The sequence below is a fragment of the Thalassotalea fusca genome, from assembly GCF_053485835.1.
Genome location: NZ_JBQRUN010000015.1, coordinates 45,885 through 66,197 on the forward strand (window position 1 = coordinate 45,885; position 20,313 = coordinate 66,197).

Here is a 20,313-nt window from a genome sequence, read left to right on the forward strand (position 1 = left end):
AGCATAGTTACCATTACAATCAAACTGAGGAACAGTTGACTCAGTAATTTTTTCACACTGCAAGCTCTCGTTAGTTATTATAATTCAACGAAATAAAACAATCGGTCAAACACCATATTACCATTCGAATGCATTCCAAATGGCTTAAGTCTGGATGCATCAATAACCAAATTTCGCTCAGAGTGATATGGTTGAGTTCAGGCAACCTATCAGTCATCTCTTGCTTGATATTGAGGTAATAACCGCCTGTCCAGACACTGATTATGGTCGATGCATGATACTTACACATGCAGTGCAAAAAATTATCCAGGGAAAAGCACTACTTTTTGAAAGCTACCAATCATTTTTATGGCATTTATAATACCATCGCACAAGTTACTTTTAATGATGTACCCTGCTGGGTTCAGGTCATATGCGGCAAACTTATCTTCGTCATCGCTTGATGTTGTCATAACGAAAATAATTGATTGTTTCAATGATTTATCTGCACGAATGTGCCTCATACAGGTAATTCCATCCATGCGTGGCATGTTAATGTCCATAAGAATAATACGAGGCGATGGAATACAATTGCTTCGCAAAAGCTCAAGCGCTTCAATACCATCTTTAGCAACAATTAATGGATTAGTAACCTGCGCCTTATTAAATGCCCTTTTGACCAATTTAACATCTACTTCATCATCATCTACTAGCAATACATGCATTTCAGCGTTTTTCAATTGCCATCTCCTTCAATTCTTTTTTCCAATCAAAAACAATAGTTGTACCGCGCATATCTGGTTGAGAATCCACGTAAATACTCCCTCCTTGCGCACTTACCAATTTCTTAATAATGGCTAATCCCATGCCACTACCTTCCACTTCATCTCTGGGCTTCAAGGTTTTGAACAATAAAAATATATCTTCATGAAACTCGGGAGGTATTCCTGGGCCATCATCAATCACAGAAAATCGATAGAATTCCCCTAAATCTTGAGCTGAAACCTTAATATTAATTTCGTCACGATCATGATGTTTAATGGCATTATTAATTAAATTCCTAAACACAAGCTCCAGCGCCGCCTTCTGTGTCAATAGCGATGGCATATAACCTACGGTAGAAATATGTACATTTTCATCGTTATCGCCTAAAATTTCAGCAACATTATCAATCACTTCCTGAACGTGTACGTCACTAACGTTTTCACTACCTTTACCTGTTCGAGAATAAGCCAGCAAATCATCTAGCAATACCTCTAATCGAGCCACTCGGCCTCGCAGTAGCTGCATGTTTTCCTTAGGTTCACCTGTAAGTAGCTCACCTAAATCTTCTTCGATCCATTCAGCTAAATTATCTATCGCACGCAACGGTGCTTTTAAATCATGACTAGCAACATAAACAAATTGTTCAAGATCGCTATTGGTATCACGCAGATTTTGCGACACTTGCTCAGCTTTTGCTTTAGCGCATTCTGCAAGTTCAGCTAAGATGACAGCTTTTTCATTTTCTTGTTGAATTTCCTGCGTACGCTGTTGAACAATTTGCTCTAAATTTTGATTTAGTAATGTTAACGACTCTGCATTTTTGATCGCCTCTCCAAATAACCGTTGCATGCTAGTGAGTAAACCAATAAGCACACACATATAACTGACAATTTTTAACACATGTGCCATATCAAACATGGCGTCAAATAACTGGAAAGAAAACGCCATAAAACAAATTTGACCAACTACCCCCAGGAATAATGAAATCAGCACACAGAAGTCGAACGAATCTGTTCGCCAGTTAGAATGAGAAAAATACCCCTTTAGCGCCAGCATGAAGAAAATTGCAGCCACAAACTCCGAAGGCCGTCCAATGATTAAATCCGGATAATACGCTGCAGGCAGAGGAACAAAAGCGAACACTAAAAAACTAGCCAGTGTTAATGTAGTAACATATCTGACGACATGCCATTCAAATTCTTTGTCAGTTTTAAGCGAAATATTGGTATTCTTAAGTATGTATTTACAACTTAAAAACAAGTACACAGCCAGAAAGGTTCGAGAAGCATTCCAACTCCAAGGGATAAGCGATTCAGGAACAGAGGGGAATACGCCATCAAACCATGCACTGGTCACAATCGCGTGATAGCCGTCCAGAAAAAATGCACCGATGAAACCTGCACCAATATAAAGGAACGGACGTTTTTTATGGCTAAAATAATGTATGGTCGCCATCACACCAATCACCAGTGCCAAAGTAGTGGCAACGGCCTCCATCAAGGTATGTGATTCCATACTACCTAGCCAGGTACTAAAATGAGACTGCACTAACAACACAATTAAGCAAGTAATGATGAAAAGTAAAATAATTAATCTGAGCGGTGGAAACGAGTAACTGGCTTTCCTTAACATTACTCCACGCTGATTTGTTACTAATTCGTTCTTTTCAGACACATTTACATCCTTTTAAGTTTACCAATGTAGCCACGTGAAATTATTACAAATAATTTGCTTTTCTATGATTTACATCTTCCGCCAAAAGCGTTGTTAACTCGGGTATTTTTACAGGCTTACTAAAATAATAACCTTGCCCAATGTCGCATTTCAGCTGTCGAAGGATCTCAAGTTGCATTAGGTTTTCTATACCTTCAGCCACAACTTGCATATCCAAATCATGCGCTAATTCGGTCACGGCTTTAGTGATAGCACAATCTTTCCTATCGGAAATAATATTCTGAATAAAACACCGATCAATTTTAAGTATATTGACAGGAAAATACTTAAGATAGCTTAATGATGAATAGCCCGTACCAAAATCATCTATAGCCAAGCTAACACCGAGCTCTCTAATACGATTAAAAATCATATTATTGGTGTCGGCGTTATCAATAAAAGCTTGTTCAGTTAATTCAATTTCCAGTTTTTCAGGCGTTATATCACTTTCAATCACTTGCTTGATAACATCGATAAGCGTGTCGTCCTGTAATTGTCTGGCCGACACATTAATTGCAACATTGAGCTGTGGGTAATCAGCCAACAATGGCTTTAACTCTTGCATAGCCGTTCGAATAACCCACTCTCCTATGGGCACGATAAGCCCTGTTTCTTCAGCTATATCGATAAAATTGTCTGGGGCAATATTACCAAGAATCGAGTGTTCCCAGCGAATGAGCACTTCCACTCCCAAAACGCTCTCAGTATAAATATCAACCTTAGGTTGAAATACTAAGTAAAAATCCTTTTGACGAAGCGCTTTATAAAGTTCTTTTTCTAACATTAATCGTTGGCAAACAACTTCATTTAAATCATCGGTATAAATTTGAAACGACCCCCGAAATGTTTCTTTAGCGCGATATAAGGCTAAGTCAGCTTTTCGTACCAACGTTTCAGCATTATTGCCACACTCGGGATAGATAGAAACTCCAATGCTAGTCGCTACATGAATTTCATGTTGATCTAACATGATTGGCGGTGTGAATGATTCTAGAATTTTACTGGCGATCGCCTGAACACAAACTAAGCTTTCCACATTTTCCGATAGGATAATAAATTCATCGCCGCCCAAACGGGCTACAACGTCATGTTCTCTCATAATAGATGTTAGACGCTGTGCGATTTTCTTTAACAACTTGTCGCCCATGGCGTGGCCTAAACTATCGTTAATAAGCTTGAACCTATCTAAATCGAGGAAGTACAGTGCAACTTTCTGCGAGCTTCGCTTAGCTCGCGCGATTGATTCTAGCAACCTGCTATGAAAATGATTTCGATTGGCTAAACCCGTTAGTTCATCATGGTTGGCTATATATAACAGTTCAGTTTGTGCTTTTTTTCTATCGAGGGAATGAAGAATGACACGTCCCAAAAACGCGGGTGTTAGTTCAGCTTTAGGAATGTAATCAGCTGCGCCCTGTTTTATCGCCATTTCGATGACTTGTTGACTTGTTTCACCTGTTAATAAAATAAATGGCGCTGCATGCCCCCTATCAACAGACTCTTTAATAAGTGATAACCCTTTGTAGCAACCAAGGTTTTGGTCAACTAAATAGACATCATGGTTTGCACAGCGAATCATTAACGATGCATCTTGATAATTGTTAACATGCTCAACAGAGAATTGTTGCAAAGAGCAACGCTCTAAAAGCTTTTTAACCGTTAGAAAATCAAATTCATCATCGTCTATCATGAGAATTTTAATCATAGCACCGTCCTTGTTATTTCTTAGATTCAACCATGCCTCATATGAACACGCTGAGCCAATCACAAATCACTAAAAGATGGCAGGTGCTCAGTAAACAAACAATATGCACATAGTTTGGCTGAGTATAGTAGACGAACTTCTGCGCTGCCATGAATTCATTAAAAATAGCCCACCTTCATTCTTCATAATACCGTGCCCCAAAAATGCCCATAACAGTAGTGAATTCCCGCTCACTAAATGGGGAAATTTACGATAGTAGTACTCAAACACGACAAGAACTTGATTCAAATCAATTACCGACGCCAAAGAGAAAATTAAAATACGCCGTTTTAATTTGACCGGATTAATTTGATGACGTTTAAGCCAGAACTCTTATCTCCCGCAGGAAGCCTTAAAAACATGCGCTACGCTTTTGCTTATGGTGCCGACGCTGTCTACGCCGGTCAGCCAAGATATTCCCTTCGCGTAAGAAATAATGAGTTTAGCCATGAAAATCTAGCGATTGGTATCAACGAGGCACATCAGATTGGTAAAAAATTCTACGTTGTCAATAATATAGCTCCTCACAACAGCAAATTAAAAACGTTTATTAAAGATTTAACCCCTGTTATTGCCATGAAACCTGACGCAATGATTATGTCTGATCCAGGTTTGATCATGATGACTAAGGAAGCCTTTCCAGACATGCCGCTTCACTTATCAGTGCAAGCAAATGCCGTTAACTGGGCTTCAGTGAAGTTTTGGCAAGATCAAGGCATTGAACGTGTTATTTTGTCGCGAGAATTGTCTTTAGACGAAATCGAAGAAATTCGCATGCGCTGTCCTGATATAGAGTTAGAAGTATTTGTACATGGTGCACTATGCATGGCCTATTCAGGACGATGTTTACTGTCTGGCTACATGAATAAACGTGATCCAAACCAAGGCACGTGTACCAACGCTTGTCGTTGGAATTACAATGTACACCCGGCAACGCAGACTGAAACAGGCGATATTATTGCAGTGCAACAATTTGATCCACATGCAGGCAATAGTTTTGACGATAGCGTGCTAATACAAGAAGCCCACAAGCCAGGTGAATATATGCCAGCGTTTGAAGATGAACACGGTACTTATATCATGAACTCTAAAGATTTGCGCGCCGTAGAGCATGCAGAGCGACTGGTGAAAATGGGGATTCATTCATTGAAAATTGAAGGGCGTACTAAGTCATTTTATTACTGCGCCCGTACTGCACGCGTTTATCACCAAGCTATAATGGATGCGATACAGGGTAATCAATTCAACTCTGCACTTAATCAAGAGTTAGAACATCTGGCTCACAGAGGATATACCGAAGGCTTCCTACAACGCCACAGGCATACCGATACACAAAATTACGATTATGGTTACTCAAAAAGCGATACCCAGCAATTTGTCGGTGAAATAATTGCGCGTAACGAAGATAACGGCTTACTCGAGATTGACGTAAAGAATAAATTTCTCGTTGGCGATGAGCTTGAAATTATGACACCACAAGGCTGCCAGTCGTTTGTCCTCACACATATGGAATCACCAAAGGGTGAAGTGATTCACGACGCCAAAGGTTCAGGCCATAAAGTATTGATATCGGTTGATACACAACTCGACCTGTCGTTTGGCATTTTGATGCGATATCTCGAACATGGAGAAACAACACGACACCCTTTCGCTCAAGAAAAGCACGCTAACACGTAAAGGCTGGTCGATGGCATTACTAATTGAATCCGATTGCATCAACTGTGATATGTGTGAACCAGAGTGCCCCAATCAAGCAATAAGTATGGGAGAAAGCGTTTATGAGATAAACCCGGCTCTTTGTACCGAATGTGTTGGGCACTACGACAAGGCACAATGTGTGTTGGTATGCCCTATCGACTGCGTTATTCCTGATCCCAATCACGTAGAAACGGAAGAATCACTATTAGATAAATTCAATGTGCTATATTTTTCACCTTGATACAGTTATTTCTTACAATTTTAGGTAATTTAATCTTCTACAAGTTTAGGCTTCAAAAACATATGCCGGTGTGGCCAACTGATATTTGGTTAAGTACTTAGCAATAGTACCAAACGAAGCAGTCCTTACCTTACCTTTGTGATCTTTCGTTGTAATACCATCAGCCAACATACTGCCAAGTGAAAGCTTAAAGCGACTCACATGAACACGTTGAGGTTCAAAATACGCCTCGGTATTCGCCTTTAATTGTTTCATATCTGTGGTTTGGTAAATGGCGGCATTTATCACATTTAACGTATGTTCTGTACAGTTTTGATATCGATTATTAAATGGGTTAGCCACCAAAGAATACTTAGGGTTATGCAGCAATTTGTTCTTACCACTGGCTATCACTTCAATAATCTTTTGTTGCTGCGCTGGCGTAGGAATAATAATCCCCGCTTTGAGTTCGTGCGCTCCCCAGAAAAAGTCGACCGGGTAATCTGTGACGAGAGAACTTTTTCCACTGTTTTTCTCATTTTGATAGAGATTATGAATTGCATAACCTTTTACTTTTTTACCATCATTGAGTGTTATTTCCGAATATACGGCAATGGCAGTGTGGGTAAAATCAATCCCTTTCGGTAGCTTAGATTTCGGCTGCCCAACCCTTGATATGATAAAAGCTCTGGCGCCTTTGCTTGCAGCATATTTCTCAACATCTTTAGCAAATTTTGCGATTTGTTCTGCTTTAAACCTAGCCTCGGCTACCTGATTGCTACCTGCATTGGCAGTACATGCAATAACAATCAGTAAAAATGTCATTAATTGCTTTTTCATATTCTCATCCCTCTCTATTTTGCTCTGCTCAAGTCGAATAACGTAGACAACCTACTGATTATCTTTCATCGCTTCTGCTGGTGAACGATCTACCGTAATAGTTATTTCTGTTACTTCCAGTTCAACAGGCTGTGTGTGCGTAACTTTGCTGGCATTACTCGATGACACTACAGATAGTTTTTCTCCTGCTTCCACACTTGCCGCCCCAGCACTCAGCGCGACACTCCCTACTACCACTAACGGAACTGCAACCGCAGCACTTGCCACCTGCGCACTGCCAACAGTGCCATGCGATACCGCTAGTGCAGAGTGTTTACTTGCTTTGCCCGAATGCTCTGACGCAGGTTCTGCCATCGAATTAAATGAAGTTAACAACACAGTTAAACATGATAGATAAGACAACGTTTTCATAATATTTTCCTTAACAATTGATTCGCTAAACACCTTAGTTAGACGTATCCAATCTGTAAACCAAAGTGATTGATGTATTATATAAAACCACTTAAAGTATCGATAATTGATACTTTATGGAAAAACTGATGAGTCAAATTAAGCAAGTCACCACCACACTCAAGCAGCTACTTAAACAACACAAAGTAACATACAAGGACGTTGCCAATGAACTATCGATGAGCGAGGCTAACATAAAGCGGGTATTTGCCACCCACAACTTTTCATTAGCGCGCCTAGAGGAAGTGTGCAACATTATCAATTTAACGTTATCTGATTTGTTTGCTTTGGCTGAAAAACAACAGCAACAACTCACCGAGTTAACTTTAGAACAAGAGCAAGAACTCATTGAGAATCCAAAACTACTCTTGGTAGCTGTATGTGTTAGGGATTACTGGCGATTCGAAGAAATCATTGAGCACTACGACATTGATTTTCACGAATGCATACGTTTGATGGCTAAGCTGGATAAAATTAAACTTATACAACTCTTACCCAACAACAATTACAAATTGTTGATTGCACAGGATTTTAGATGGATTAAGAATGGTCCACTTGAACGCTTCATGGAGAAAGAAGTACTCAACCGGTTTATGGCCAGTAGTTTTGATGGCGACAATTGCTTTCGCTTTTATTTACGCGGTCGATATTCGCAATCGTCGATAGAAACGATTCAACGTAAGCTCAACCAAATTACCAAGCAAGCAGCTGAATTAAATATAGAAGACAGCGATTTACCATTGGAAAAGCGAATTCATATGGGTATGCTGTTTGCCATGAGGCCATGGGAACCATCGCTATTTGAGCAATTTAGAAGACAACCAAATAAGGATTAATTGATGCGTACAATCACTAAGCTAACAGCTCTGTTTTTCACACTATCAGCCTTCTCGGTTAGTGCGAGTACAATCGACTGCATTAATTTGAATCACGATGTTTCTCGCATAGAGTCACTTGCAGACAATGGTCAATATCGAAATTTTCCGAAGGACAAAGACACACCCACTTTTGACTACCAAAGTTCGCAAAGCTATGAAGAATACTTAAACTTTGCCCGCAAAAAAGTAAACGCTGAAAACCCGAAAGCTAAACTGAAATGTCCGATATCAACTGGCGTTACGAAAGCTCAAAACAAGGCACCCGCCGAGTTAACGGTTGCTGATCTTGTTACGCCATTTGAACTTAAAGTACCGAATAGTAACCGTGCCATATTGCTCGTTCATGGCTTAACTGACTCGCCTTACCATTTTCATGACTTAGCCAGTTTCTTTTACGATCAAGGGTTAACAGTGCGAACACTGTTACTACCGGGTCATAGTACAGCAGCTGAAGCCTTAGTGGATGTGAGTTACAAGGAGTGGCAACAAGCAACGCATTATGCAATTGAAAAAACATTAGAAGATTTTGAGCAAGTGTACCTAGGTGGCTTTTCCACCGGCGGCGCGCTGATATTAGATAACTTGTTATCAACAACACGAGACTTAGCAAAAGTAAATGGGGTAATTTTGTGGGCTCCGGCGAGTCAGGCTAAATCGACAGTAGCATGGGCAGCCCAATACGTTGATTGGCTCCCATTTTTAGACTACACCCACAAAGGCGCAGATATTGATTTTGCTAAATATGAGTCTTTTCCATTGAATGCAGGGGCGCAAGTTCATGAACTAATGATACGTTTAAACGACAAAGTGAATCGCACCAGCACAATACCAGATGTCCCCGTATTAACGATAACCACAGAGCATGACTCAACAATCGAGACAAGCGCAACAATTAAGCTACTTAGACGATGGCACCAAGCACAAAATAGAACAACAAAACATCGTGATGCCATATTCTATTTCGGCAGATTAGCGTCACTGTCAACATTGCCGGATAGTTTTCGTCGCATTCAGCCAACGTGCCGCGACGCCGAGTATTGCGCTAAGATCTTAAACGTAGCCCACACGGCAGTACTCAATGCACCATCAAACCCACATTACGGCTGGCGTGGTCACTACCGCAATTGTGAAGCCGTATTTGGCAGTGAACACTACAAAATCTGTAAAACGACCAACGAGCCAGTGCTCGGTGAAACAACATCAGAAAACATGGAAAGCCATCCTTATTTACAGCGATTAACTTTCAACCCTGGCTTTGACCAAATGACAAAGGTGCTTACTAACTTTATTAGAAAACCCCTCTAAAGTTTAGCATGCTGATACTTTTGGTTTAAATAACGTAACCTTTTCACAAGTTAGTTTACTTATTTAAACCAAGCATCAATACTCGTTTTCGAATTCGCTACACGGTGGTAGCACTATTTGATGGAGAAACGAGAATGAATACTAAACCAACTAAAGCATTTGTATTAACGTCAATTGCCATGTTAATTGCAGGTATCACTACCTTTTGTGTAGGCCTGCTGAATGCAGAAATGGCGCTTAACGAAAAAGGCTACTATTTCGCCATTCTGATCTTTGGACTGTTTTCGTTTGTATCACTACAAAAAACCATTCGTGACAAACTCGAAGGACAAAACATTTCCAAACCTTATAGTATTATGTGTTGGACATCATCAGGCATTGCAATTGCGTTACTCACCATTGGACTGATTAACGCAGATTTGCTATTAAGTGAAAAAGGCTTCTACGCCATGGCGTATTTGCTAAGTGGTTTTGCCGCAATTACTGTGCAAAAGAATGTGCGTGATAATTTGGCGAGCTAATAAATACTAACTCAATATGAAACAATAAAGCGACATAATGTCGCTTTATTGTTTCATATCCGGTATTCATGACCTATTGCCACAAGTATTTCCGATAATGCTATTGTAACTCCTCACCTAGAACAGCATGCACTACCGCGTCAGTGCTTTCTTCACACGCTTCATAGCCGCCACAATTGAAAAATGCCGTGATGCTGGTTTGACTTGAAGGAATATAAATATTGGTGGTTGAATAGCCCGCTTCCTCACCACCATGATGATAAACAACCGTGTCATTAATTGTTTCTTTAATAACACCCATACCATAGTACTTTCCATCGCCCATAAGTTGTAAGTTGCTTTCACCAATGAGTGTTTCCCTTACTTCCTGACCCACAAAGCTTTCATCTTCAATAATGGTTTTGAGTAACAAAGCAACATCTTCAACATTGGCTACAAGTGGTGCGTCTGCGATACCAATATTTTGGTAAAACGCCTTAGTGCTAATAACTTCTCCTGAACCTAATTCGTAATATCCATCGATGATTTCGCCGCGCTCGTTTTCAACCCCGCCATAATAACTAGCGTTCATCCCTAACGGCTCTAATATGCTGTTGCGAATTTCCTGTGAATGATGATTACCTAGTACCTCATCCAAAATCAAACCCGCCAATAAATAACCAGTATTTGAATAGTCCCATCCTTCGCCCGGTTCAAATGACGCAGGTTTATTCAAAGCAAACTGCAGTACGTAAGCATCCGTTTTTAGCGATTCAGGATCATGAAATACGGCAGACTCATAATCATCGTCATCAAGATAATCATAAACTCCCGCGGTATGATTTAGCAGTTGTCGCAATGTCATCTTTTCACTGTGCGCAATCTGGATTAACAGTTCTTGTGGCAACCAATTGTCGATAGTATCATCTAAGTTTAACAATCCTTGATCTGCCAGTTGTGCTACCAAAAGTGCTGTTAGTTTCTTACCTGCACTGCCATTAGGCATAACTGCACTGGTTTGCATTGCCTCTTGTGTATCCTTGTTGGCAACACCCGCACTGCCTAAAAATCGATTTTGCGGTGAATCAACTAACAGAACAATACCCGGAATGGTTTCCGAAATAGCATTGTCTATTAGCGTTTGGTAATCCATAGCAACTGGTTGCTCTTCGACGACTGGCTGTTCTTCAACAACCACTGGGTCACTCTTACTAGCGCTACTACCACAACCAGTTAAGACAATTGATGAATATGCTATACACAAGGCTGATGCTAAACGGTTAAATTTTTTCATTTTTCTTTTTCCTTAAATAGTTTGATGGTTAAACAATAAGGAATAATGACAAGCAAATGCGTAACAAGATTTAGCGTCTGTAACAAAATGTAGCAACAAACTTGTTAAAGTGTATCGAGTTCACAAATGCTCAGTGATTCGCTATGCTGACAATTCAGTAACCACGGTAAGGAAAATCAAATGGGTATATTATCAGGAATAATGGGGAATGCTTCTGAAATAGATCTGGAAGAGCTTGCAGAAGAATTAGAACCTATCATTGCACCAAACGAACAGATTACAATGGGCTACAAAGTTATTCGAGACATGTTTGTTTTTACCGACAAGCGCCTCATTTTAATCGACAAACAAGGACTGACCGGTAAAAAAACCGAGTACCTTTCTATTCCGTTCAAATCAATTTCACGCTTCTCTGTTGAAACTGCTGGCAGGTTTGACCTAGACGCAGAGCTTAAATTGTGGATAGGCAGCGACACCACGCCAATGGTAAAAGAGCTGAAAAAAGGCACCGACGTGGTTGGCATCCAAAAAGCACTCGCTCAGTTTATTCTTGGTTAATTCTGTTATTAACGGATGACTGAAGAGTAAATTAACAAACAAAATGCCAAGTGCCATTTATACTTGGCTTCTCACACTCCCATAATTAACCACAAATTCAGCCCACAGTTATTAAGCTTCCCTTATTTAGAATGCGATACTTCGTCAACAAATTGATCGTATATATATGTTTTCAATATAGTTACTTCCATATATTTTCAGCTGAGCTATTTCATAAACTACAACACTTGTATATACAACCATTTTATGCCAGACTAGATTTAAATTTGTATATACAAGCTGTATTCTTGTGCGACAAAATGTGGCATTTCAAAAGTAGTACAAAGCAAGCAGTGAAATAACGCGTATAGCGATAAATAATTAGTTGGCAATTCGTTGCCAGCAATCATACTTACAGGTGAACGCCGTACCTGTTAATTTCAGGGCGTCGTTAGTTTCGTTAAATTGAGCGCAACTGGTAAAAACGGTTTTTTGAGCGATATTTAACATATTTGATAATTAGGAGAACAACGTGACGTTTAAATATGGTATTGATCATCTTGATCTTGACATTGTAAACGGCATTGCCGACGGTACAATTAAAGCAGAGCTTTGCCAAGAAGCCCTCGATCAAATTAATAAGAGCAGACAAAATGTCGAGAAAATGGCAAGTTCTGACACTGCGGTATACGGTATCAATACAGGCTTTGGTCCACTATGCGATACACAAATTTCCCCTGAAGAAACGCATTTATTACAGAAAAACCTTTTAATTACTCACGCGGTAGGTGTGGGCGAATCCATTGCCAAAGAAATCTCAAAATTAATGCTTATCACAAAAGTGCATGCATTAAGCCAAGGTTTTTCAGGAATTCGTTTAGAAGTTGTTGAACGCATGCTGGCATTTATCGATTTAGACATCATTCCAGTAGTGCCAGAGCAAGGTTCAGTGGGCGCATCTGGCGACTTAGCACCGCTTTCTCACCTATTTTTACCGCTAATCGGTGAAGGTGAATTCTGGCAAGATGGTAAGGCAGTACCAGCAGCACAAGTACTAGCAGATAACAACCTAGAACCACTTGAATTGCACGCTAAAGAAGGTCTTGCACTCATTAACGGTACGCAGTTTATTTTATCGCATGCCATCACTGCGTTGACAAAAATGCGTTATTTGCTCGATTTAGCTGATTTAGCTGGTGCAATGAGCATTGAAGGCATGCAAGGCAGTGCCTCACCATTTAGAGAAGAGCTACATAAAACACGCCCGTTTGTTGGTAACTTAGAAGTCGCATCACGCATGAGAGCATTTTTTAAGGACTCTCAAAACATGGCGGATCATGAAGAATGTGACCGTGTACAAGATCCTTACTCGTTAAGATGTATTCCGCAAGTTCATGGTGCATCGCGCAATGCCTACTACCACCTAAAAGAATTAGCTGAGATTGAAATGAACTCAGTGACTGACAACCCAATTGTTATCAGTGACGAAGAAGCGATTTCTGGCGGTAGCTTCCATGGTCAGCCTTTAGCTATGGTATTAGATTATACCTCAATCGCTGCGTCAGAATTAGGCAACATCTCAGATCGTCGCTGTTATTTACTACTTGAAGGCCTACACGGATTACCACGTTTGTTAACCACCTCTGGCGGTTTAAACTCAGGCATGATGATCCCTCAATATGCCACTGCAGCGTTAGTCACCGAAAACAAATCTCTTTGTTTCCCACCGTCTGCAGACAGTGTACCTACCTCAATGGGACAAGAAGATCATGTATCTATGGGTAGTATTTCGGGCCGCAAGCTAAATCAGATCTTAGGTAACCTAGAAAAGATACTGGCTATCGAATTAATGTATGCTGCACAAGCTATGGAATTTAGACGCCCTAACATATGCTCTGACATTATTGAGAAGAACTTTGCTCTAATCAGAACAAGGGTCGCCAAGCTTGAAGAAGACAGACTACTAAAACCAGATATCGACGCCATGATCGACATGGTTAAGTCGCAAGCATTTACTGTTAGCGTTGACAAATAAAAAGGAGTGTCGTGATGAATTTTCAAGAACAAATTAAGCAAGGCATTCCAAGTGAACTGCCACCAGCGAAGCCATACCTTGCTGGTGTAAACCGTGCGCCGAAACGTAAAGACATTTTGAGCGCAGAAGAAAAGCAGCTAGCGGTGCGCAATGCCTTACGTTATTTCCCAAAAGAATGGCATGCTGAGTTAGCGCCAGAATTTGCTCAAGAACTTAAAGATTTTGGCCGTATTTATATGTACCGCTTTAAGCCAAACTACGAGTTGAGAGCACGTTCAGTATCAGACTACCCGGCTAAATGTGAACAAGCGGCTGCGATCATGCTGATGATCGACAACAACCTCGATCCTGCCGTTGCACAGCATCCAGAAGAACTTATTACGTACGGTGGTAACGGTGCAGTATTCCAAAACTGGGCCCAGTACCTTCTGACGATGAAGTACTTGAGCGAAATGGAAAGTGATCAAACTTTGCACATTTATTCAGGTCACCCAATGGGGTTATTTCCATCATCTGAAGACGCGCCTCGTGTGGTAGTAACCAACGGTATGATGATCCCGAACTACTCACAACCAGACGATTGGGAAAAGTTCAACGCTTTGGGTGTAACTCAGTACGGTCAAATGACGGCAGGTTCATTCATGTACATTGGCCCACAAGGCATTGTACACGGCACAACAATCACCGTGATGAATGCATTCCGTAAAGTGTTAAACAAAGGCGAAAACCCTAACGGCAAGATTTTCTTAACAGCTGGCTTAGGCGGCATGAGTGGTGCACAACCAAAAGCCGGTAATATTGCTAACTGTATTACAGTATGTGCTGAAGTAAATCCACAAGCGGCGATCAAGCGTCACGAGCAAGGCTGGGTAGATGAGCTTATCGACAACATGGATGCGCTAATTGCACGTGTTAGAGAAGCACAGACCAATGAAGAAGTGGTATCAATTGCATATATTGGTAACGTGGTTGATGTGTGGGAAGCGTTTTATGAAAAAGAAATCTTCGTACACTTAGGCTCAGACCAAACATCACTACATAACCCTTGGTCTGGCGGTTATTATCCAGTAGATATCAGCTACGAAGAGTCGAACCGTCTTATCCGTGAAGAGCCAGAACTGTTCAAAGTGAAGGTTCAAGAAACGTTAAAACGCCATGCCGACGCGGTGAACAAACACACAGCTCGTGGCACATATTTCTTCGACTACGGTAATGCGTTCTTGCTGGAAGCTTCTCGTGCTGGCGGCGACGTAATGGCAGAAAATGGCATTGATTTCAAATACCCGTCTTACGTACAAGATATTCTTGGCCCTATGTGTTTCGACTATGGCTTTGGTCCTTTCCGCTGGGTATGTGCTTCAGGTAACCCAGCCGATTTAGACAAAACAGATGCGATTGCCGCAGAAGTGCTAAACAAGATCATGCAAGAGTCTCCAGAAGAAATTCAGCAGCAAATGCAGGACAACATCACTTGGATTAAAGATGCCAAGCAGAATAAGTTGGTTGTAGGCTCACAGGCACGTATTCTTTATGCCGATGCTCAAGGTCGCATTGAAATTGCCAAAGCGTTTAATGATGCGATTAATCGTGGCGAAATCGGCCCTGTGGTACTTGGTCGTGATCACCATGACGTAAGTGGCACAGACTCACCATTCCGCGAAACGTCAAATATCTATGATGGCAGCCGTTTTACCGCAGACATGGCGATTCACAACGTCATTGGCGACAGCTTCCGTGGCGCGACTTGGGTGTCTATTCATAACGGTGGTGGCGTAGGCTGGGGTGAAGTGACGAATGGTGGTTTTGGTATGCTACTTGACGGCAGCGCTGACGCTGAGTGTAAACTAAAATCAATGTTGTTATACGATGTAAATAACGGCATAGCACGTCGTAGCTGGGCACGTAATGAAGAAGCAAATTTTGCGATCAAACGTGAAATGGCTAGAACGCCTAAGCTAAAAGTGACACTACCAAACCTTGTAGATGACAATCTTCTAGACAACTTGTCGTTCTAAGCATTAGAAACTAATGAGCTATTCTCTTTGTAAAGAATAGCTCTGGTTGCTAACTTAAAAAAGCTCACTTCATTTATGAGGTGAGCTTTTCTTTTTTACCGTTGACAAACAATACAAGAATCAGGCTTATGCCAAAAGCGACAAAAAAGATTAACGTCCCTGCGCCAAATGCACCTAGTAGCCCTGCTCCGGTACCATTTACACTAAGTGAATTTGTGAATATCAAATAAGTTTCAGCGACCACTACCAATGCAGGAATAGTGAGCGTAAAAATGTTTAACGCTGAACCTTTAATATCAGCATCAAACCGCTTCGCAACAAAAAACGATAACCATACAGGCAAAAATGGCAGTACAGCACCTACAACAATATCAGTGAGAGAAATAGTAAGGTCAGGGCGATTCGTGAGCGAAAAAACGGAATAAACCAGAAACAGTAAAAAGAGGTATTTACTATGATTGAGATAGGTTGCCTTCATATAATTGATGTCCTTAAGTGTCTGATAAGCTAACACATTAGCCTTCGTGACATATTATGTCAACCTAAATATAATCTATTCATTCTTTAGCGACGTTTAAATTAAGAGATCTAATCAATTGACAACGAATTAATCTAAATACCAATATTTCGATCTCACTTCGTTAGCTATAGCTCTACAACCATTGTTCAAATTGATCTAAAGTTTCCTCACCTAACGCCTCCTTGAGTGGCGACAAATACGGTTCAAAGTGCTTCCATTGTTCCATGCCTTTTTTGTTGATCGGCTGTCTCACTTGCTCACTACTTGAGGTACGCACGGCACGTTTGTTTTTGTAGAAATCTAAACATTGTTGCTCAAAAGGTAAATTACAGTGGGCTAGTAATTGTCTTACCTGATTTTCGGTGTCTTTGACCATATTCTCGTACTGAACAGTCAGTACTTTGTTCGGCAATACTTCGTTCCAATGATTCATAAGCGATAAGTAACCATTAAAATAATGACCGATATTTTCTAAGCTGTAACTGAAATCGTGGCCATTAGCATAATGTTGCTTAAAATTACTGAAGCCTGTAGATAATGGGTGTCTTCGTGCGTCGATAATGATCGCATTCGGCAGTATCATGTGGATCAGGCCAATATTGAGAAAATTAGGTGGCGCCTTATCGATAAAATAAGGTTTATTAGTACGATATACCTTGGTCTGTTCAATATAAGTTTGACCAAAAGCCCTTAACTCGTCCGGTGTAAATTTGGCAAGTGATTCAGGATAGCTTGCTTGTCTTTTACCACCCTCAATATTAATTCGACGAATGAGCCGAGGTAGGTTAAATAACTCGCCTGTGCCTTCTACGGCAGAATGACTAGACAATATTTGCTCAATTAATGTTGAACCTGAGCGAGGCAAACCAACAATGAATATCGGGGTTACTTCGTCTTTATCTGTCGATGCTTGGCCTTTAAATAGCTCTGAACTAAATGCTTGCATCAATTCGCTATTTTTTTGCTGAAACTCTTGTGCGGTAAAATTAACATCAGGGCGAACTCGGTTGGCGCTTTCATAGCTGCTAAATGCTTTCTCGAAATCGCCCTTGTCTTCATATCCCTTACCTAACGCGAAATATGCTTGAGAAACCTGACCTTTAGGTGCTTCTTTCTTGGCAACGAGTGTTTCCATGTCAGTAATTTCTTCATCACTAAAATGATATGACTTAAGGTCTGCAAGCGCCCAATAAGCGGCTCCGTTGATTTTTTCCATTGCCAAACATTGCTTATACGCATTTTCGCATGCATCACGGTTACCCAACACTTTGTGCATATGACCTTTTTGCAGTTCAATATTAGCGCGCTCCGGTGCAAACTCTTGTGCTTTTTCGTATGCTTTTAGACTTTGTTCATTTTGTCCAATATGGGTCAAATTCCCAGCCAGTTTCATCCAATGTAAGGCGTTAGTTTCGTCTAATTTTATCAAGCGTTTACACGCTTCTATTGCCTGTACATAGTGTCCTAATTCAGAATAGAAAGAAGCGAGTTTGTCCCAAATAGATGGATGATAAGGTGAGTAACGTAAAGCAAAATTTAAGATATCGATAGCATCTTCAAATGCCCCCACCTGACTCGCTAAAATGGATAAATAGTACAACGCCTGAGGATGGTTAGGGTGACGCTGCAAAACGTTGCGACAAGCTCTTTCGGCATCGGCAAAACGTTTAGCATCCATTAACTGCTTTATCTCAACAAAATAAGGATTAAATGGGTCAGTTTGCTGTGCATTTGCAAAGCAGGTGGTAGCTTCCTTTACTTCCCCTCTTTGCATTAACAAGTTACCTAGCAGATGCCAAGCTTCACTATAATTGCTATCAATACTTACCGCTTCGCGATATGCATGTTCAGCCTCTTTCGCCTGACCATTTGACAATAAAGCACCGGCTAAAAGTCCAAAATTTTGCCCCGATTTATGATGAGAAACCAACTCGTTGAATACGCTAATGGCTTTTTGAAGCTTGCCTTGTTTCATTAAGCAGTTGCCCAATAAACTCAAAATATTATCATCAGCTGGAGACGCTTGATTTAATGTATTCAATAGTAACTCGGCGTCAACTAACTTGCCGTCTGACATCAAATTCAGTGCTGATTCGAATGTTTTTTCCATAGTATTCTCATTATATTTCTTATGTTGAACTGCCATTTAAAGAAAAGGCATTCGTTAATTCGGTTAGATAGGCTTTGTAGCCCTGCCAGTGGTCGTCGCGCTTTTTGGTAATTGGCTGCCTTACTTGTTCGCTGCTAGCGGTGTATACAACGTTTTTGTTTTCATAAAACGACAAGCACTGTTGCTGAAATGGCAGCCCGCAATGTTGCAATACGTTTTTAATTTGCGGTTCGGTATTCGCTATTAAGTTGCTATAACTTAGCGTATAAACCCTGCCCGGTAAAATCGCTTGCCAGTGGTTCATTAGGTTTAGATAAAACTGGTAGTAGTCGACAAAGTCTTGTAGTTGATAACTAAACTCGTGTCCATGAGGGTAATCTTGCTTGTAGTTTGAAAAGCCACACGCCACGGCATCACGTCGAATATCTAAAATTATCGCCTGCGGAAATAATTTATGTAGCAAACCAATATGCTTAAAATTCGCCGGTAATTTGTCGATAAAATATCGCTTGTTAGTGCGAAACATTTCCGTTTCATGTAAGTAACTCTGCGCAAATTTAGCTAAGTCAGCTGATGTTAACGTCGCAATGAGCTGCTGAAATGTAACGCCTTGATTGATGGCTCTTAATTTGAGTCGGCGCACCAAATTAGGCACAATCAGCAATTCCATTGTGCATTCAACATCATCATGACTTGCCAGAATTTGTTCAAGCAAAGTCGACCCAGATCGTGGAAGGCCGACGATAAAAATAGGTATCGGTTGAGACGGCGATAACGGCGCAGTTATTGAACAACTTTCCTGAGTATAACTTGAGGTAAGTAACTGCTCCTGTGCTCGTAATTCTTCTCGATCTAAGCGCTCATTTTTTAATTGATTGGCGAGGCTATAGTAATGCATTGCTTGTTGCGTATCTTCGCGATCTTCAAATGCTTTACCTAAGGCAAATGCTAACTTTGATTGCTGGGAATGATTACCAGTTCCTTGTTTACCATCTCCTTGGTGGTCATAGCCTCGGTTAAACGTTTGCAGCATAAATGCTAATTGTTGTTCACTAAAGTGATAGTTCTTTAAATTGGCCAGTCCCCAACATGCATCACCCACTAGCAACGCTGATGTTAAACACTGTTGATAGTTACATTCACACGCCATACGCTCACCAACGCTGCGTTGCAAGTGCGCTAATACTATTGTGAGTTGTGCTTCCGGTAATGTATGCCCAGAGAATAATTTAAGCGCGTCATTACAAATGTTTATTGCTTCATTATATTGTGCGCTTTGTTCAAAACTATTTATCAGTAACAGCCAGTTACCGACTTCTTGCGGCGCAAGTTCTATTAGCTTTTGAGCGGCAAAAATTGCATGAGGATAACTGCATTTTTGCGACATATATTTTGTCATTAGCCGCCATAAATTAACATTTTGTGGTGCGTAACTTAGCCCTTGCTCCAAAATGCTGACGGCCTGTTCGAATCGGTCAAATTCGGCCGCAATCATTGCCAAATAATAAACAGCCTTTGAGTGGTACTTATTTTGGCTAAGAATTTGCTGACAAAGCGATTGGGCGGTAGAAAAGTCTTGATGGGTAATTGCTGTTTCAATGCGCTGAATATCTGAGGCGTAAACATCAGACGAGCTATTCGTTGATAGTCCATCAAATAAGGGACTATTTTGCTGGTATGGTTGATAATTTACATCGAGCATACTGTTGT

General features: G+C 40.7%; 17 protein-coding genes. 8 read left to right on the top strand and 9 right to left on the bottom strand.

The window, feature by feature from the left end:
• Positions 1 to 302: 302 nt before the first annotated feature.
• The 3 genes from ACSLUK_RS15830 to ACSLUK_RS15840 all read right to left on the bottom strand — a co-directional run bounded on the left by ACSLUK_RS15830 (position 303) and on the right by ACSLUK_RS15840 (position 4,162).
• A complete protein-coding gene (locus ACSLUK_RS15830) occupies positions 303 to 719 on the bottom strand; it encodes a response regulator (RefSeq protein WP_448549647.1) in 417 nt (138 codons plus the stop codon).
• Positions 706 to 2,259: an ATP-binding protein gene (locus ACSLUK_RS15835; protein ID WP_448549648.1), complete on the bottom strand. Its 1,554-nt coding sequence runs from the start codon at positions 2,257 to 2,259 to the stop codon at positions 706 to 708. Before ACSLUK_RS15835 ends, ACSLUK_RS15830 begins: the two co-directional genes overlap by 14 nt.
• 202 nt (positions 2,260 to 2,461) lie before the next feature.
• Positions 2,462 to 4,162: an EAL domain-containing protein gene (locus ACSLUK_RS15840; RefSeq protein ID WP_448549649.1), complete on the bottom strand. Its 1,701-nt coding sequence runs from the start codon at positions 4,160 to 4,162 to the stop codon at positions 2,462 to 2,464.
• A gap of 351 nt (positions 4,163 to 4,513) precedes the next feature.
• On the opposite strand from ACSLUK_RS15840, the gene trhP reads away from it, so the two are divergent.
• Both trhP and ACSLUK_RS15850 read left to right on the top strand, forming a co-directional pair.
• Entirely contained in the window at positions 4,514 to 5,878 is a 1,365-nt protein-coding gene (gene trhP / locus ACSLUK_RS15845; protein ID WP_448549650.1) for a prephenate-dependent tRNA uridine(34) hydroxylase TrhP, read from the top strand.
• Between the two features lie 10 nt (positions 5,879 to 5,888).
• Positions 5,889 to 6,140 carry a YfhL family 4Fe-4S dicluster ferredoxin gene (locus tag ACSLUK_RS15850; protein ID WP_448549651.1) on the top strand — a complete coding sequence of 84 codons (252 nt, stop codon included), beginning with the start codon at positions 5,889 to 5,891 and terminating at the stop codon, positions 6,138 to 6,140.
• A 45-nt stretch (positions 6,141 to 6,185) separates the two neighbouring features.
• On the opposite strand, the gene ACSLUK_RS15855 is transcribed toward ACSLUK_RS15850, so the two are convergent.
• Entirely contained in the window at positions 6,186 to 6,959 is a 774-nt protein-coding gene (locus ACSLUK_RS15855) for a DUF2145 domain-containing protein (protein WP_448549652.1), read from the bottom strand.
• 51 nt (positions 6,960 to 7,010) lie between these two features.
• On the bottom strand, positions 7,011 to 7,370 hold the full coding sequence (locus ACSLUK_RS15860; RefSeq protein WP_448549653.1) for a hypothetical protein: 360 nt from the start codon (positions 7,368 to 7,370) through the stop codon (positions 7,011 to 7,013).
• A gap of 128 nt (positions 7,371 to 7,498) precedes the next feature.
• Here ACSLUK_RS15860 and ACSLUK_RS15865 point away from each other — a divergent pair, with 128 nt between their 5' ends.
• From ACSLUK_RS15865 to yiaA, 3 genes are all read left to right on the top strand, one after another.
• Positions 7,499 to 8,245, top strand: a complete 747-nt coding sequence (locus tag ACSLUK_RS15865) for a helix-turn-helix domain-containing protein (protein WP_448549654.1) — start codon at positions 7,499 to 7,501, stop codon at positions 8,243 to 8,245.
• 3 nt (positions 8,246 to 8,248) lie between these two features.
• On the top strand, positions 8,249 to 9,592 hold the full coding sequence (locus ACSLUK_RS15870) for an alpha/beta hydrolase (RefSeq protein ID WP_448549655.1): 1,344 nt from the start codon (positions 8,249 to 8,251) through the stop codon (positions 9,590 to 9,592).
• A gap of 134 nt (positions 9,593 to 9,726) precedes the next feature.
• Entirely contained in the window at positions 9,727 to 10,113 is a 387-nt protein-coding gene (gene yiaA, locus ACSLUK_RS15875; RefSeq protein ID WP_448549656.1) for an inner membrane protein YiaA, read from the top strand.
• A gap of 100 nt (positions 10,114 to 10,213) precedes the next feature.
• On the opposite strand, the gene ACSLUK_RS15880 is transcribed toward yiaA, so the two are convergent.
• Positions 10,214 to 11,386: a serine hydrolase domain-containing protein gene (locus ACSLUK_RS15880; protein ID WP_448549657.1), complete on the bottom strand. Its 1,173-nt coding sequence runs from the start codon at positions 11,384 to 11,386 to the stop codon at positions 10,214 to 10,216.
• A gap of 180 nt (positions 11,387 to 11,566) precedes the next feature.
• Between ACSLUK_RS15880 and ACSLUK_RS15885 the strand changes: the two genes are divergently transcribed.
• From ACSLUK_RS15885 to hutU, 3 genes are all read left to right on the top strand, one after another.
• Entirely contained in the window at positions 11,567 to 11,944 is a 378-nt protein-coding gene (locus ACSLUK_RS15885; protein ID WP_448549658.1) for a PH domain-containing protein, read from the top strand.
• 511 nt (positions 11,945 to 12,455) lie between these two features.
• Positions 12,456 to 13,958, top strand: a complete 1,503-nt coding sequence (gene hutH / locus ACSLUK_RS15890; RefSeq protein WP_448549659.1) for a histidine ammonia-lyase — start codon at positions 12,456 to 12,458, stop codon at positions 13,956 to 13,958.
• 14 nt (positions 13,959 to 13,972) lie between these two features.
• Positions 13,973 to 15,973, top strand: coding sequence for a urocanate hydratase (gene hutU, locus ACSLUK_RS15895; protein WP_448549660.1), 2,001 nt, complete (start codon positions 13,973 to 13,975; stop codon positions 15,971 to 15,973).
• A gap of 73 nt (positions 15,974 to 16,046) precedes the next feature.
• Here the strand turns inward: hutU and ACSLUK_RS15900 are convergent, their stop codons facing one another.
• From ACSLUK_RS15900 to ACSLUK_RS15910, 3 genes are all read right to left on the bottom strand, one after another.
• Entirely contained in the window at positions 16,047 to 16,451 is a 405-nt protein-coding gene (locus ACSLUK_RS15900) for a hypothetical protein (RefSeq protein WP_448549661.1), read from the bottom strand.
• A 175-nt stretch (positions 16,452 to 16,626) separates the two neighbouring features.
• Positions 16,627 to 18,603 (bottom strand): tetratricopeptide repeat-containing sulfotransferase family protein, encoded by a 1,977-nt coding sequence (locus ACSLUK_RS15905; protein ID WP_448549662.1) that lies wholly within the window; start codon positions 18,601 to 18,603, stop codon positions 16,627 to 16,629.
• 19 nt (positions 18,604 to 18,622) lie between these two features.
• Positions 18,623 to 20,305, bottom strand: coding sequence for a tetratricopeptide repeat-containing sulfotransferase family protein (locus tag ACSLUK_RS15910; RefSeq protein WP_448549663.1), 1,683 nt, complete (start codon positions 20,303 to 20,305; stop codon positions 18,623 to 18,625).
• Between the last annotated feature and the right edge of the window lie 8 nt (positions 20,306 to 20,313).